The organism is Shewanella waksmanii ATCC BAA-643 (assembly GCF_000518805.1).
Lineage (GTDB): Bacteria > Pseudomonadota > Gammaproteobacteria > Enterobacterales > Shewanellaceae > Shewanella > Shewanella waksmanii.
The window spans coordinates 1-16,019 of the sequence record NZ_JAEH01000007.1 but is presented as its reverse complement, the minus strand read 5'-3'; the positions used below and the strand labels follow the sequence as shown (position 1 = coordinate 16,019).

The window sequence follows — 16,019 nt, the reverse complement described above, 5'->3', positions numbered from 1 at the left end:
TATCCTACCGAGGCCTAATTTTGAACAACGGCAGGCAAACTTCAAATTGCAGAGGCGTTTATTGACGTTGCAGTAAGCTGAACAACGATGCTTTGTTCATCGGTTTAAAAAAGTAATAACCTTGAACGGCCTCAACACCGCAGCCGCGAATAAAGGCTAACTCAGGTTCAGTTTCAACCCCTTCTGCAACCACCTGCACTTCTAATGCTTGGCTGAGACTAGAGATAGCTTTAATTAAAGCTTGTTGTTTTTTGGCGGCATCAGCACCTTGAACAAAGCTCTTATCGATCTTAATTTGATCCACCGGGAAGTGACTTAAATAAGACAGCGAAGAGTAACCCGTACCAAAATCATCAATAGATATTTTGATCCCTTTGTCTCTTAGGGTATCTAATGTTTCAATCAGATGAGAGTGTTGCTCCATCAGTACCGATTCAGTGATCTCTAAAGTGAGCCCTTGATACGGATAATCGCCTTGGCACAACTGCTGCCCTAAAGCATCGAATGACGCTATCAACTTATCTTGCAAATTATCTGACCACATTTCAAAGGTGGAAATGTTTAACGATAAACCGATGTCGATGGCCTGATTTTTCAGCTCGATTAAGGTCTCCATTGCATGTAAGCGCACCCACTGGCCTATCTGCACTATCAAGCCGTTGGCTTCGGCTATTGGAATAAATTCAGCCGGCGATACATACTCTCCGTCTAACTGCCAACGTAATAAGGCCTCAGCGCGGATGATTTGGTTGGTTTCAATACACACAATAGGCTGAAAATGCAGTTCGAAATCTTGATTAATCACCGCTAATTTAAGTGCCGATAGTAATTTTGCATGACGCTCGGCCTCTTGCTGCATTCTTAAGGTAAACAACTGGTAACGGTTGCGTCCTTGGGATTTAGCAATATACATCGCCTGATCGGCACAATTTAACAAAGACTCTAGATTGTGAGCATCACTGATATAGCGAGCGATACCAATAGAGATGGTGGCATATAACTTTTGTCCGTTGGCTAAAGTGTAGGAATGAGAAAGCGCATTGCGCCATTGCTCAGCCAACGCCTCTAGCGCCTCAGAATCACTGATAAAAGGAATAAACAACGCAAACTCATCACCACCAAAGCGCGCCAAATGGATCTCTGGGCTTAATTGCTGCTGTAAACGCTTTGCCACTGAAACTAACAACTTGTCACCACATTCATGGCCAAAGGTATCATTGATAACTTTAAAATTGTCTAAATCCATCAACATGAAACCAAAGGGCTGTTTACCGTTAGTTTGGTCAATATGTTGCTGTACTTTTTCGATTAAGTGGCTTCGATTGCTCAGCCCTGTCAGCGCATCATGGTCGGCTTGGTAACGTATTAGCTCATTGGCTTGTTTACGCTCAGTGATGTCATTAAACAACCACGCGAAACGGCGCTCTCCACCAAGCGTTTCGGAAAATGAGGTGACTTTCACCTCAAGATCTAATCGCTGGTTTTTACCACTCATTGTGGCGAGTTCACCTTGCCAAACCTGCTGGCGGCTAAGCTCATTTAACATTGATCGCACGGCAATTTCACCCGATGGAGCAAAGATCTCAAACGGATTAAATGACACCAGTTTTTCAAGTTGCAGCGTTTGGTATAGCGCGGGGTTCGCTTCAAGCACTGACCATTTATCATCGGTCGTGACCAAAGCCACCGGCAAATGGCCAAAAATATTAACAGCCAATTGTTGGAACTGAAAAGCACGTGAGCGTTCTATGGCTAAACTGGCGAGCTTAGCCGCCTCTTGAATGAGTTTTAAATCTAATCGAGTTGGGCTTTTAACTGTGTCGTAGTACATCGCAAAAGTACCTAACACTTGGCCGGCATTATCTTTGATAGGCTCCGACCAACAGGCTCGAAGTCCCGCTTGTAACGGCAGTGCTTTATAAGCTTGCCAAAAAGGATGGTGTTCAATGTCTTCAACAATCACGCACTCGCCGCTGTAAGCAGCCGTACCGCAAGAGCCGACACCATGGCCAATTTCTATGCCATGTATCGCACTATTGTAATCGTCAGGGAGGTTGGGCGCAGCGCCGGTAAGCAGGCGCTGGCGGTCTTCGCTCAGCAGCAGTATTGATGCTCGAGTGCCGAGCTTTTCTTTTTCAATCAGCAAAACAAGCGCATTGAGGATCGAACTTAATGGTTCTCCTGCGATCACCATAGTGAGAATTTTGCTATAACGTTCAATGCTAATGCTTGAACCGGAAAACTCTCTTATTGTCGGAACAATTGACTCATAATTGCTTTGCATGATCAGGCCTCAAATGAGCGAACGCTACATAATAGGGTAGCGTAACTCTTTCATCCTAACCAACAATAAACCTTACTCGCAATAAGATTTTAGGCTAATAAAACCCAAACAATACTATTCGCTAATCCGCTTAAGTTTTGCCATGTAAAATCCATCAAAACCAGACTCGGCAACGCTGATTGTTTCATCTTCAATGAAAGAAAAGTGAGGATTATTTTCTAAAAACTCATCAACTTGAGCGCGATTCTCTTGCGGCATGATAGAACAAGTCGCATAAACCAATATGCCATCGACTTTTACCATGCGGCTATAACTTTGCAAAATATCTTTCTGCAGCTGAACTAAAACTGGTAAACGATCGGCTGTATCGCGCCATTTAGCATCCGGGTTACGTTTTAGTACACCTAAACCAGAACATGGCACATCAAGCAAGACCCGATCGGCCGACAACTTAAGGCGCTTGATAGTTTTGCTGCTGGCAATAATGCGCGTCTCTACGTTATGCGCACCAGCGCGCCTTGCACGTTGCTTAAGGCTGTCCAATTTCCATTGTTCAACATCCATTGCCAGTAATCGGCCTTTGCCTTGCATCTGCGCAGCAATAGCTAAGGTTTTACCACCCGCGCCGGCACAGGCATCGACAACACGCATGCCGGGTTTAGCATCAAGGACTGCCGCTATCTGCTGCGAGCCCGCATCTTGTTGCTCAAACAAGCCTTGTTTAAACGCATCGGTTCTAAATAACGCTGAGTCTGAGGTGATTTCTAGGGCTGATTCCACTCCAGCGACTGCTTGGCTTTGTACCCCTTCCTTGGCTAACTTATTAATTAAACTGGCTTTGTCAGTTTTTAAATCATTAACGCGAATATAGCGTTTAGGCGCTTGATTTAATGCGGCTCGCTCTGCTGGCCACTGCTCACCCATCTGCTGTAAACCCAACTCATTAAGCCACTCGGGACAGCCATCCCATAATGCCTCATCAAGCTTAGCTTGAGCGACGCGCTCGTCGAAAAGAGGTTGTTCAATGGTCAACGAATAAGGCAGCTTAGGTAGCGGCAACTGTTGCAGCATGTGCCATGCGTTAAGCAGTCTAGAACCTAGGCGCTCTATCTCCGACTGCTTTACATCTGCTAAATAGCAATACAGGTTAAGCTTGCGCAGAATGTCTCCCACTACAAATGCTATGCGTGCTTGCTCAGCGGGCAATAACTTTAAGCCCGAAAAGTGGATTGAATAGGCTCTATCAAGTGGCTTACCTTCTGATAATACTGTTGACAGAATATTGATAACCAATTCAGTGGAGCTTGCTGATAGCGAAGTTTGTAACATGGGATAACCTAATTGTTGAAAACGCAGCGATCATAGGAGTATCAACATCAATACGCAAGGTGAAGCGTGCATTTGTAGCTAAATAAAACCACTCAAACGTGATTAAAGCCAACAACCAATCAGCCGTGCTGAATTTTTTGCAGTAGTACAAATAAAAAAAGTAACCCGAAGGTTACTTTTCTATCAATATCATCTTAACTAATCGATTATAATTTAGCGCCCTTTAAACCATAAAAGATGATGAAGGCATAACAGATGATGGGTAAGAAGAAGGCTTGTTGAATACCGATATTATCAGCCAGCACACCTTGTAGTAGCGGTAAGATTGCACCGCCAACAATTGCCAAACATAGCGCGCCTGAGCCTTGAGAGGTAAAAGGACCTAGATCACGCAGCGCTAAACTGAATATGGTTGGGAACATAATTGAGTTAAATAACCCAACGCCCAATATAGACCACATCGCCAACTGGCCACTGGATGTCATTGCGATAAACACTAATATAGCTGCCATCGCCGCATTAAAACCAAGCACCTTGCCCGCTTCTACTTTACGCATCACTGCTGCACCAATAAAGCGACCGACCATCGCCCCGCCCCAATAGTATGCAATGTAATTGGCGGCAGTGGCTTCAGTTAACCCGGCAATATGCTCTTCGGCTAGAAAGTTGACTAAGAAGCTACCGATAGCAACTTCTGCGCCCACATAGACGAAGATACCCACCGCACCTAAGGTTAAATGAGTAAATTGAAACGCGCTGGTTTTACCTAAATGGCTTTGATTAGCTGTGGTTTCAGAGGTGTCTTGATGCGCAGCAATAGTGGGTAGCTTTAGCTTGGCGAAAACGATGGCTAAAATCGCCAGCATGCCCGCTAGCAGTAAGTAAGGTAACTTAACCACTTCGGCTTCTGCCTGTGCATGGGTCAACTGCGCCGATGCTTCAACTGTGACAGATAAAATCAATACCGCACCAAAAAACGGCGCTACTGTAGTGCCTAGCGCATTAAACGCTTGGGTGAGTGTGAGTCGGCTTGAAGCGGTTTCTGTCGGGCCTAACGCGTTAACATAAGGGTTAGCAGCTACCTGTAAGATGGTGATACCAGAAGCCAAAACAAATAGCGCCCCCAAAAACAGGCCATAAGTTGCAAGCGCCGCAGCTGGGTAGAATAAGGCACAACCTAACGCAGCAATGGTTAAACCAATCACTATGCCTTTTTGGTACCCCACCTGCTTAACGAGTTTCCCCGCCGGCAGCGACACAAGAAAGTAAGCGCCAAAAAAGCAAAACTGAATTAACATCGCCTCGGCATAACTTAGGCTAAATACGGCTTTTAAATGGGGAATAAGAATGTCATTAAGGCAGGTAATGAAACCCCACATAAAAAACAAAGAAGTTAAACTCACCAACGCAAAGCGATAGTTCTCTGTACCACCTTGCGCTGTTGTTGTGGTTGCAGTTGACTGCATCATAGCCATAGTAAATGTCTCTTTTATTTAAATTATATGATTAGGGTTGTTGAACTCTCGGGCCAAAATTAAGTGAAATTAATCGACCCTACCTATTTATGTAAAGCGTGTTGCAGTCAAGCATGTTTACTGTATGCAACCCCTACAACAGCAGCAAAATGCCTATTTACCTACCCTTAGGCACTCTGCTGAAAAAATAGACCTCAAAGTTCAATGGCCTTAGTACTTAGCGTATAAACAACCAAACGGTGCAAACTCGATGACATCGTTGTTTAATATCGCACCAGGCAACATGTCCTGCGGTATAGGACTCATCGATGCCGTGATGGGATTGATTACTGTAGTGCTGTTTGCAGTTAAATTAAATCCGACCAGATAGCGTACGCCCTGATACTCTCTTTCAAACAACAGCACATCATCTGATACATCAAAAAATTTGATACCACCAAAAATCAATACTGGGTGGCCTTTTCTCCAATTGAGTAATCGCTGATAGCTAGACAACATAGAACTACTATCAATACTTTGAATATCAACTGCACGATTAAGATGCTCGTTAGGCACAGGTAACCAAGGGGCCTGAGTGCTAAATCCGCCAGAAGGCTGATTTGCTTGCCAAGGCATTGGGGTTCTGCAGCCATCACGGCCCTTAAACATCGGCCAAAATGCAATGCCAAAAGGGTCTTGGACTTGTTCAAACGGAATGTCTGCTTCTGAGAGCCCGAGCTCTTCACCTTGATAGCTACACACGCTACCGCGCAATGAACACAGCAGCGCATTGAGCATTTTGCCCATTTCGTCGCTAAACTCGCCTTTACCCCAGCGCGTAGCGACGCGCTTAACATCATGGTTACCAATTGCCCAACAGGGCCAACCATCACCAATGCTGTTTTCTAACGCTTCTACCGTTTCTCGAATGTAACGGGCACTGAAATCGTCGGTTAGTAACTCAAAGCTGTAAGCCATGTGTAACCGTTTAGTCCCTTGGGTGTATTCTGCCATGGTGGCTAGCGAGTCTTCTGATGACACTTCACCTAAAGTGACCACGCCAGGATATTGCTCAATTAACTGGCGTAACTCTTCTATGAACTGGACCGTTTCTGGGCGGGTATTATTGAAATAATGGTACTGATAAGCATAGGGATTATCTTCGCTAAAACCGCGGCCTTGCCTTTTATCAGCCGGCTTAGCGGGATTATCTCGCAATAGATGGTCGTGATAACAAAAGGTAATGGCGTCTAACCTGAATCCGTCGACACCTTTATCTAGCCAAAACTTAACATTGTCGAGCACCGCTTGGTGTACATCTGGATTGTAGAAATTTAGATCGGGTTGGCTAGTTAAGAAGTTGTGTAGGTAGTATTGACTGCGTCTTGGTTCCCACTCCCACGCACAACCGCCAAAAATAGCGAGCCAATTGTTTGGAGCGCTGCCATCTTCTTTAGGATCGGCCCATACGTACCAATCACTCTTGTCGTTATCTTTGCTAGTACGCGACTCTGTGAACCATTGATGCTGATCTGAGGTATGACTGAGAACCTGGTCAATCACCACTTTGATTCCTTTGCTGTGAGCTTGCGCAATCAGCTCATCAAAGTCCTCCATGGTACCGAACATAGGGTCAACACAACGATAGTCACTAATATCATAACCAAAGTCTTTCATGGGTGACTTAAAAAACGGCGAGATCCATATCGCATCCACATTCAAGCTGGCGATGTAGTCCATTTTATTGATGATCCCGCGTAGATCGCCTACTCCGTCTCCGCTTGCATCGTTTAAACTGCGCGGATAAATTTGATAAATTACTGCTCCGCGCCACCAAGAAACCTGACTCATTGCCACCCCTCAATGTAAGCCAACCCTGCGTAAACTACACGCCTAAGTCGCATTACTGTTAACCACTTGTGAATGATTAATCGTTATTTTCAATAATTGGAGCATACGTTAACAAGGAAATCGGGTTCAACATCTATGCATACGTATGCATAAAACACCACAAATGTAACCAACCAAAACCAATATAAAAAAACACATTAATAACAGTAGGTTAAAAAGTTTGAAAGTGACCTTTCTTTGCTGAAAATAGTCGTGATTTGACTCAAGAAAGTAACAACGTATCCTTTGAATACGTATGCATAACATTGTCGCAACCCGAAAGCCAAGAGTAGTATCGCAACTGCTCCACAACAATTTGGTCATAACCTTGATACTTATGCAGTCAATTAAGCTAATCGAGGCAAAACAAAACAATATAAAGACTGTAACCAAAAACAAATGAAAGCTAACAACGCTAATTGGACAGCTAGTTGTTACGCATTCAAAAAGGGGAAAGATGAATGTCGCTTTTTAAACCAAGCCTACTTACATTGGCAATCGCGGCTAGCATGAGCACTACAGCTCACGCAGCAGAAAACGATGCTAATACTGCCGCAGCGCAAGATGAGAATATTGAAGTCATCAAAGTTTCTGGTATTCGCCGTAGTTTACAAGAATCACAATCCGTTAAGATGTCTTCATCTTCTGTTGTAGAAGCTATTTCAGCAGAAGACATTGGCAAACTACCTGATGTATCTATCGCAGAATCTTTGGCTCGCCTTCCTGGTATCGCTGCACAGCGTCTTGATGGTCGTGCAAATGTTGTCTCTATTCGTGGCCTAGGCCCAGACTTTTCCCTTGCAACACTTAATGGTCGTGAACAAGCATCAATCAACGACAACCGTGGCGTTGAATTTGACCAATACCCTTCAGAACTACTGAACACTGTCGTTGTATACAAAACACCGGATGCTTCGCTAATGACGCAAGCTATTGCCGGTACAGTTGATATGCAAACGATTAGTCCACTGCGTCATGGCGAGCGCACCTTTGCGGTTAATCTACGTGGTGAAATGAACGATTTAGGCGCGCTTAATGCGGGCTCTACAGATAAAGGTTACCGAGGCAGCATTTCATATATTGATCAATTTGCCGATGACACGATTGGTGTCGCATTAGGTTACTCACGTATGCAGTCTCCAAACCAAGAAGAGCGTTGGAATGCGTGGGGCTACCCTGAAAATGATGCTGGAGACAAAATTTTAGGTGGTGCTAAGCCTTACGTGCGTTCTTCAGAATTAGAGCGTGACGGTGTGATGGCCGTATTTGAATATGAACCAAACGAGCAATTCCGCTCAGTGGTTGATGTATTTTACACCAGTTTCTTCGATGAACAGATCCTGCGCGGAATCGAAATTCCAGGTGCTTGGGGCGGCGGATGGGCTAACTCAGGCAATACTGCAACCACGACAGAAGATGGTTTAGTGACTGAAGGATCTTTCCAAGATGCGATGGTGCTGGTTCGTAACGATACCAATACCCGTGATGCTGACTCTCTATCGCTAGGTTGGAACACTGAATACATCATCAACGGCAACTGGTCTGTAGAAGCAGATCTGGCTATGTCAAAAGTTGAACGTACAGATATCGGTATCGAAACTTATGCTGGTACCGGCCGCGGCAATGGTGTTGGTGCCGTAGAACCTAACCTAGGTTTTAAATACACAGGCGATGGTCGTTACCTATTTGACCCATCTCTTAATTACGCCGATCCCGATCTTATCAAATTAGGCGGTGCATTTAGCTGGGGCCCATCTATTGATGGCAACATGCAAGATGGCTTCATTAACAAGCCAGAAATTGAAGATGAACTAAAATCACTACGTTTAGGCACAACCTATACCTTTGATGATGGTTTCATGCGCAGCGTTGAGTTTGGCGTAAACTATACAAATCGTGAAAAATCTAAAGTTGATAACGGCGAATACTTAACCCTTAAAGGTTATGAGATCGGCAGCGGCGACAACTACATGTTAACCGTACCTGATGAGTATTTATTAAGCCCGACTTCCCTCGCCTTCTTCGGCATGGGCGACATGCTATCTTATGACGCATTAGCGGTATATAACGCAGGCTTCTATAACTCCCTTGATGCAGCATTAGTTCAGCCAGAGCGTTCAACCAATACTTGGCAAGTTGAAGAAGAAGTCACCACTTTTTATGTCAAAGCAGACTTTGAAACTGAAATAGGCGAAATGCCGCTAACCGGTAACTTTGGTGTTCAAGCGGTTCAAACTAATCAAAGCTCTAACGGTAAAGCCGTTCAAGATGTTAATGGTAACTTAGAGATTGTAGACAGCTACGGTGAAGATGATTACCTAGAATGGTTACCCAGCATGAACATATCGCTTGGTCTAACTGACAGCCAACGTATCGTTTTTGCAGCAGCGCGTACAATGAGCCGTGCACGCATGGATCAAATGAATGCGTCTGCCAGCTTCAATTATGACCCAACGGGCCCAGGCGGTATTTACTACACAGGTAGCTCAGGAAACCCTCAGCTTAAACCGTGGATGGCAAACCAAGTAGACTTGAGCTACGAGAACTATTTCAGTGATCAAGGTTATTTTGCGATTGCCGCATACTACAAAAAGCTTGAAAACACCGTTTACACTGACACGGTATTTATCGATTTTGAAGACGTGATTCCAGGTGTTGAACCAGGTAAAGGCCAAGGCAGCTTTGATGTGCCACAAAACGGTGAAGGTGGTTACATCCAAGGTATCGAAGCATCTGTATCGCTAGACTTTGGTTATTTTGCTGACGCACTTGAAGGCTTTGGTACTATTTTGAACGGTTCTTATAACGATTCAGAAGTGAAGGAAAAGCCAGATAGCGATCCTATTCCACTTCAAGGTCTGTCGGAAAAAACCTTTAATGCCACCGTTTACTACGAGCGCGCAGGTTTTGAAGCTCGCATTAGCTCACGCTACCGCAGCGAATTCCTAGGTGAAGTCACTGCAATCAGTTTAAGCCGCCAACAAGTGAATGTAGCAGCTGAAACGGTCGTTGACGCTCAAATTGGTTATGACTTCGGTCAAGGTGGTTTCACTTCACTAGACGGCCTATCAATTATGTTCCAAGTTAATAACTTAACTGATGAGCCATTCACCACCTACACAGGTGATGATCAACGTGAAGTTCGCGATTACCAAAGCTATGGTCGTAACTACATGTTAGGTGCTAACTACAGATTCTAATCTTAGTTAACTAACAAAAGCCTCTGTTTTCACGGAGGCTTTTTTATATACAAAGCAGGCAGCTTATGAATAATAAAATCAACCATATCGTTATTCTTGGTGGCGGTTCATCGGGTTGGATGACTGCCGCCCTTCTTTGTCGTCTTTATAAGCAAAGTTTAAAGATCACACTTATAGAGTCTGCAGAAATAGGCACCATAGGTGTGGGTGAAGCCACCATTCCCCCGCTTAAAGTTTTCAATGATGTACTAGGTATTAACGAGCAAGAATTCATTGCCAAGACTAAAGCCACCATCAAACTTGGCATCCAGTTTGAAAATTGGGGCCAGCAAGGTGATGCCTATATGCATGCCTTTGGTGAGCTGGGTAAAAACATAGGTTACTGCCCATTTCATCACTACTGGTTAGCCAGTAAACCCAATCAAAGTGCTAGCCTTTGGCAATATTCATTCAATTATCAAGCGGCAATCAACAACAAATTTGCGCCCTTAAACCGTATTCATAACGACCAACTTGCAGGTATAGCCCATGCTTATCACTTTGATGCTGGCCTGTATGCCAAGCTTCTCAATGAGTATTCGGCCGACAAAGGCGTGATTCGAGTTGAGGGTAAGGTTAATCATGTTGAGTTAACTCAAGATGGCGCAATAGACTCACTTGTATTAGATAGCGGCCAAACCATTGCGGGCGATCTGTTTATCGACTGCTCAGGCTTTAATGCCTTACTGATGGATAAAACCCTAAAAGTCGGTTACGAGAGTTACCAGCAATGGCTAGTGTGCGATAGCGCATGGGCAGTGCCTTGTGAAAAAGTCGACCCTATAGTGCCCTACACCCGATCAATTGCCCATGATTTTGGCTGGCAATGGCGCATTCCGCTGCAACATCGCACCGGCAATGGCATTGTATTTTCCAGTCAATATGTTAGTGACGAAGTGGCTAAACAAACCTTATTGCAAAACCTCGATGCTAAACCGCTGGCAGAGCTTAAACTGTTAAAATTTGTCCCCGGCAGACGTAAGCAGCAGTGGTATAAGAACTGTATTGCTATTGGCCTAGCTTCTGGCTTTCTAGAACCGCTGGAATCCACCAGTTTACATCTCGTGCAAACGGCAATCATCCGCTTAACCAAACTGATGCCCAATTTAAGCATCTGTGAAAGCTTAGTTGATGAATATAACCGTCAATCACAAATTGAGTTTGAGCAGATAAGAGACTTTATTATTTTGCACTATTACCTTAACCAAAAGAGTCACTTAAACAATAACGCCGACCTCAACGTTCATCGTAAAAATACGGATACGGAACCACCTGAAGTAGCTAGCCTATGGCACTACTGCCAACACATGGACATTCCGCCCAGTTTGAAACAAAAAATAGCCTTGTTTAAGCAAACGGGTAATCTGCACCGTTTTCAAGAAGAGCTATTTACCGAAGAAGCTTGGCTGCAAGTGATGATTGGTCAAGGACTTATGCCGGAAGATTATAATCCGCTGGCCGACACAATTTCAGGCACTGATAGAGATGAATTCCTCAGTAACCTCAAAGCAATTTATCAGCACTATTTAACTCAATTACCAGAACATGGCGCTTTCTTGCGCGCAAACCAATAAGGATATTGTCTATGGCAATGGCGCACTTATTCACTATCAAGCAACAGCTTATCTCTTTCGCAACACAGGCCAAACGAGCCCGCATAACCTTAGCCGTTCCACACAAATTGGCGAGCTTAGTCTTGCTGTCAGTCGTCAGTGTTGCGGCTTCTGCTAATAGCCAATCTATCAAAGTAGAACCCGAATTCTGGTGGGCGGGTATGAACAATGCCGAGCTGCAGCTGCTGATCTATCAACAAGGCATTGCCAACAAGCGCATTCAGCTTGCTAAAGCAGATAAAGTTAAAATCAAAAAAATAGATAAAACTAGCCCAAACCATGCGTTTGTTTATCTAGACCTAAGCGCAGCAACAGCACAACAACTTGAATTTACGCTTAGCGCTGCCGACGGCACCAGTTCAACACTCAACTATCAGCTTTTAACTCGTCAAGCTGACTCGGCAAGCCGTCAAGGCTTTAACAATAGCGATGTAATTTATCTCATCACCCCTGACCGATTTGTTAATGCCAATCCAGATAACGATAACCACCCTGATATGCTAGAAGCGGCTAATCGCAGCGACAAAAATGGCCGTCACGGTGGTGATATTGCTGGGATCCGTAAAGCACTGCCCTACCTTCAAGCCCTAGGTGTCACTCAACTTTGGATTAACCCATTGCTTGAGAACAACCAGCCTCAAGTGTCTTATCATGGTTACGCTACTACTGATTTTTACCAAATCGATCCGCGATTTGGCAGTAATGAAGAATACGCCGCACTGGCTTTAGAAGCTAAACAAAGTGGTATAGGCATTATTAAAGACATTATCGTTAATCATATGGGCTCATCTCACCCATGGATGCAAGACTTTCCTGATCAACAATGGCTCAACGGACAAGCCAAGTGGCAAGCCAACCCAAAGGATATTATGTACACCAGCCATCGACGTACCAGCGTACAAGATCCTTATGCTGCAACAGTTGACATAAATGGCTTCGAAAAAGGCTGGTTTACTGACACCATGCCGGATATGAATCAAACCAACCCGCACATGGCGACCTATTTAATTCAAAACAGTATTTGGTGGGTAGAATACGCAGGCCTTAGCGGCATTAGAGAAGATACTTATTCATACGCCGACAAAGACTTCCTCACACAGTGGTCAACAGCCATTATGAATGAATACCCTAACTTTACTATTGTTGGTGAAGAGTGGAGTAACAACCCAATTACTGTTAGCTATTGGCAAGCAGGCAAACAAAACAAAGATGGTTATGTATCACAAACCAACAGTATGATGGACTTCCCTTTATATGAATCATTAATTGCAGCGATGACTGAGCCTGAAGGATGGGATACCGGGTTAATTAAGTTATATGAGTTTCTAAGTAATGATATCGTTTATGCAGACCCTACTAAACTGGTACTTTTTGAAGGGAATCATGACACTAACCGTTTATTTAGCTTGTTAGAAGAAGACCTTGAATTAACCCAAATGGCGATGGCCTATGTACTGACTAGCAATCGTATACCCCAGATTTTTTATGGCTCAGAAATTTTGATGGAAAGTCCGACCAATGGTCGTAACGATGGCGCTGTGCGCGCGGATATGCCCGGAGGCTGGGATAATGATGATATCTCAGTATTTGAAGGCAAAGGATTAAATAGCGACCAAACGGCGATGTTAGATTTTATGACCACCCTGCTAAACTACCGTAAAAATAATCACATGATACACCACGGTGACCTGCGCCATTTTGCGCCCAAAGACGGTATTTACGTGCAATTGCGTTGTGCTGAAAAAGGTTGTAGCAATGGCACTAAACTGATGGCTATTTACAATAAGAACTCAGATCCAACAACGTTAGCGTTAGCGCGGTTCTATCCATTTATTTCTGCAAAAACAGTGGGCCGCAACATCATAACCAATGAACAAGTCTCACTTAGTGACAGCATCACACTACAAAACAAAGGCGTGACTTTGATTGAAATAGCGGGAGACAAACAATGAAGAATAACCAATGCGCTCATCGTCCTACTGGCCGTCAATACTGGTTAAGCTTGCCTTTATTACTGAGCCCTTTTTACGCAATAGCGGATTCAAATCCGTGTAATACCGCCAGCGCTGATACTTGTAAGCCGGTTATCTATCAGGTTTTTACTCGGCTATTTGGCAATACCGAAACCCGCAATAAACCCTGGGGCACCCTTGAGGAAAACGGTGTCGGCAAGTTCAGTGATTTTGATGACATAGCACTGAACAGTATTCACCAATTGGGTGTCAGCCATATTTGGTATACCGGTATCCCCCATCATGCGGTGATCAATGACTACCAAGACTATGGTATCAGCCTAGATGATCCTGATGTGGTAAAAGGCCGAGCAGGCTCACCCTATGCGGTAAAAGACTACTATAACGTTAATCCAGATTTGGCCGACGATCCTGCCAAGCGACTCGAAGAGTTTCAGGCGCTCATTGCCAGAACCCACGCCCACAACATGAAAGTCATTATTGATATTGTGCCTAATCATGTGGCGCGTAACTATCAATCGATTAATGCACCTAAGGGCACGATAGACTTCGGTCAACAAGACAATACCCGCGTTGAATATGCCAAGCATAATGATTTTTACTATATCCCTGATACCGCTTTTGAGGTGCCGGATTTACCGGCCAATCAACCCTTAGGCGGCCAAGCGCATCCATTGAGCGATGGCCATTTTGACGAGCGCCCCGCTAAATGGACCGGTAATGGCTCACGATTGGCCAAACCAAGCGCCAACGACTGGTACGAAACCGTCAAAGTTAACTACGGGGTAAAACCCAATGGCGAACATGACTTCCCAGCCCTTCCCGCAGATTATGCGAACAAAGACTGGCAAGCGCATTACCAATTTTGGCAACAGGTACCAGCGGCACAAATTCCAGCTTCTTGGCATAAATTTAAAGCGATCACTTTGTATTGGTTAGCAAAAGGGGTCGATGGTTTTCGCTATGACATGGCAGAAATGGTGCCCGTCGAATTCTGGAGCTATCTCAATAGCCATATAAAACAAGCGAACCCGAACGCCTTGTTATTAGCAGAGGTTTATACGCCATCGCTTTATCGCGACTATATCTACCTTGGTAAAATGGATTATCTGTATGATAAGGTCGGCCTTTACGATAGCTTAAAAGCTATTATTCAAGGCAAACAAACCACTGCGCAAATTGCCAAAGATCAAGCCAATGTAGCCGACATCGCGCCGCATATGCTCAACTTCTTAGAAAATCATGATGAGCAACGCATAGCCAGCCCTGAATTTGCAGGATCCGCGAACAACGCCTTACCGGCTTTAGTGGTATCAAGCTTATTATCTAGCTCACCTACCTTGATCTATTTTGGCCAAGAAGTTGGGGAAGCAGGTGCGCAAAACGCCGGATTTGGCCAACCGAGTAGAACAAGTATCTTCGATTATATCGGTGTGCCAGCACATCAACGCTTTATGAATGGCGGCAAGTTTGATGGTGGGCAATCAGCCAAACAAGAAATGGCGCTGCGTCAATACTATGCAACGCTATTGAACCTAAGCCATACGCAGCCGGCTTTATTAGGCGACTATGTTGATCTTCATAGCACCAATATCGACAGCCAAGGCTACGATAATCAAGTGTTTGCATTTGGCCGCTCTAGTAAGCAACAACAGATGGTTGTGGTCAGTAATTTCAGCCAACACCAGCACAAACAATTTACCCTAAAACTCACACCCGCTTTTAGCCAATATTGGACTAACAAGGACGCCGACGCGCAAATAAAATTAGTGGATAAACTTGCCGATAACCAGCAAGTGTCAGTGATAAAACAAGCAGACGGTTATCAGTTAAAGGTGTCACTGGCACCATTACAATCGCAAGTTTGGGTGACTAGTCCGCTTAAATACCAAATCCTGCTAGATAGATAAAGCTTCGAACAGGCAAAGCAACAAACTAAAATTGCAGCTATAAAAACAAAACGCTCGGTAGCAACAAGTTACCGAGCGTTTTTGTATCTAGTGTTTTTTAATCTAACGGGGCGTGCTTGGTAAGCCCCTAGTTATCTAGACACTTTCTAGTTTCTCAAAATACTGCTTTTCGAACTTCATTGGTGACAGTCCGTTATTACTACCATGATGGCGCACTGGATTATAGAAATATTCGATATAGTTAAATATTTCTGAGCGTGCTTCATCTCTGGTTTTATAGACTTTTCGCTTAACTCTATCCTTCTTTAGGAGTGAGAAAAAACTCTC

General features: G+C 44.3%; 9 protein-coding genes. 4 read left to right on the top strand and 5 right to left on the bottom strand.

What is annotated here, in order from left to right; all coding sequences use genetic code 11:
- Positions 1-58: 58 nt before the first annotated feature.
- The 4 genes from L865_RS0104515 to L865_RS0104500 all read right to left on the bottom strand — a co-directional run bounded on the left by L865_RS0104515 (position 59) and on the right by L865_RS0104500 (position 6,918).
- Positions 59-2,284, bottom strand: coding sequence for an EAL domain-containing protein (locus L865_RS0104515; protein WP_051484441.1), 2,226 nt, complete (start codon positions 2,282-2,284; stop codon positions 59-61).
- 114 nt (positions 2,285-2,398) lie between these two features.
- The gene (locus L865_RS0104510) at positions 2,399-3,613 is read right to left on the bottom strand and encodes an RsmB/NOP family class I SAM-dependent RNA methyltransferase (protein WP_028772135.1); all 1,215 of its coding nucleotides are present in this window, start codon (positions 3,611-3,613) and stop codon (positions 2,399-2,401) included.
- Positions 3,614-3,819: 206 nt separating this feature from the next.
- Positions 3,820-5,088, bottom strand: a complete 1,269-nt coding sequence (locus L865_RS0104505; protein ID WP_028772134.1) for a sugar MFS transporter — start codon at positions 5,086-5,088, stop codon at positions 3,820-3,822.
- A 210-nt stretch (positions 5,089-5,298) separates the two neighbouring features.
- Positions 5,299-6,918: an alpha-amylase family glycosyl hydrolase gene (locus tag L865_RS0104500; protein ID WP_028772133.1), complete on the bottom strand. Its 1,620-nt coding sequence runs from the start codon at positions 6,916-6,918 to the stop codon at positions 5,299-5,301.
- Between the two features lie 500 nt (positions 6,919-7,418).
- Here L865_RS0104500 and L865_RS0104495 point away from each other — a divergent pair, with 500 nt between their 5' ends.
- The 4 genes from L865_RS0104495 to L865_RS23130 all read left to right on the top strand — a co-directional run bounded on the left by L865_RS0104495 (position 7,419) and on the right by L865_RS23130 (position 15,692).
- Positions 7,419-10,157, top strand: coding sequence for a TonB-dependent receptor (locus L865_RS0104495; protein WP_028772132.1), 2,739 nt, complete (start codon positions 7,419-7,421; stop codon positions 10,155-10,157).
- 65 nt (positions 10,158-10,222) lie between these two features.
- Positions 10,223-11,770: a tryptophan halogenase family protein gene (locus tag L865_RS0104490; protein ID WP_028772131.1), complete on the top strand. Its 1,548-nt coding sequence runs from the start codon at positions 10,223-10,225 to the stop codon at positions 11,768-11,770.
- Between the two features lie 11 nt (positions 11,771-11,781).
- Complete coding sequence (locus L865_RS0104485) at positions 11,782-13,761, top strand: alpha-amylase family glycosyl hydrolase (RefSeq protein ID WP_245608393.1); 1,980 nt, start codon at positions 11,782-11,784, stop codon at positions 13,759-13,761.
- Entirely contained in the window at positions 13,758-15,692 is a 1,935-nt protein-coding gene (locus tag L865_RS23130) for an alpha-amylase family protein (RefSeq protein WP_051484440.1), read from the top strand. The genes L865_RS0104485 and L865_RS23130 overlap by 4 nt, the downstream gene beginning before the upstream one ends.
- A 135-nt stretch (positions 15,693-15,827) precedes the next feature.
- Here the strand turns inward: L865_RS23130 and L865_RS0104475 are convergent.
- Positions 15,828-16,019: IS3 family transposase (locus tag L865_RS0104475; RefSeq protein WP_028772008.1), on the bottom strand; the 192-nt coding region annotated here is incomplete at its 5' end.

Coding starts and splice junctions, on each gene's coding strand:
- L865_RS0104490 (WP_028772131.1), top strand. CDS start 10,223: ATGAATAATAAAATCAACCATATCGTTATTCTTGGTGGCGGTTCATCG.
- L865_RS0104505 (WP_028772134.1), bottom strand. CDS start 5,088: ATGGCTATGATGCAGTCAACTGCAACCACAACAACAGCGCAAGGTGGT.
- L865_RS0104515 (WP_051484441.1), bottom strand. CDS start 2,284: ATGCAAAGCAATTATGAGTCAATTGTTCCGACAATAAGAGAGTTTTCC.
- L865_RS0104500 (WP_028772133.1), bottom strand. CDS start 6,918: ATGAGTCAGGTTTCTTGGTGGCGCGGAGCAGTAATTTATCAAATTTAT.
- L865_RS0104495 (WP_028772132.1), top strand. CDS start 7,419: ATGTCGCTTTTTAAACCAAGCCTACTTACATTGGCAATCGCGGCTAGC.
- L865_RS0104485 (WP_245608393.1), top strand. CDS start 11,782: ATGGCAATGGCGCACTTATTCACTATCAAGCAACAGCTTATCTCTTTC.
- L865_RS23130 (WP_051484440.1), top strand. CDS start 13,758: ATGAAGAATAACCAATGCGCTCATCGTCCTACTGGCCGTCAATACTGG.
- L865_RS0104510 (WP_028772135.1), bottom strand. CDS start 3,613: ATGTTACAAACTTCGCTATCAGCAAGCTCCACTGAATTGGTTATCAAT.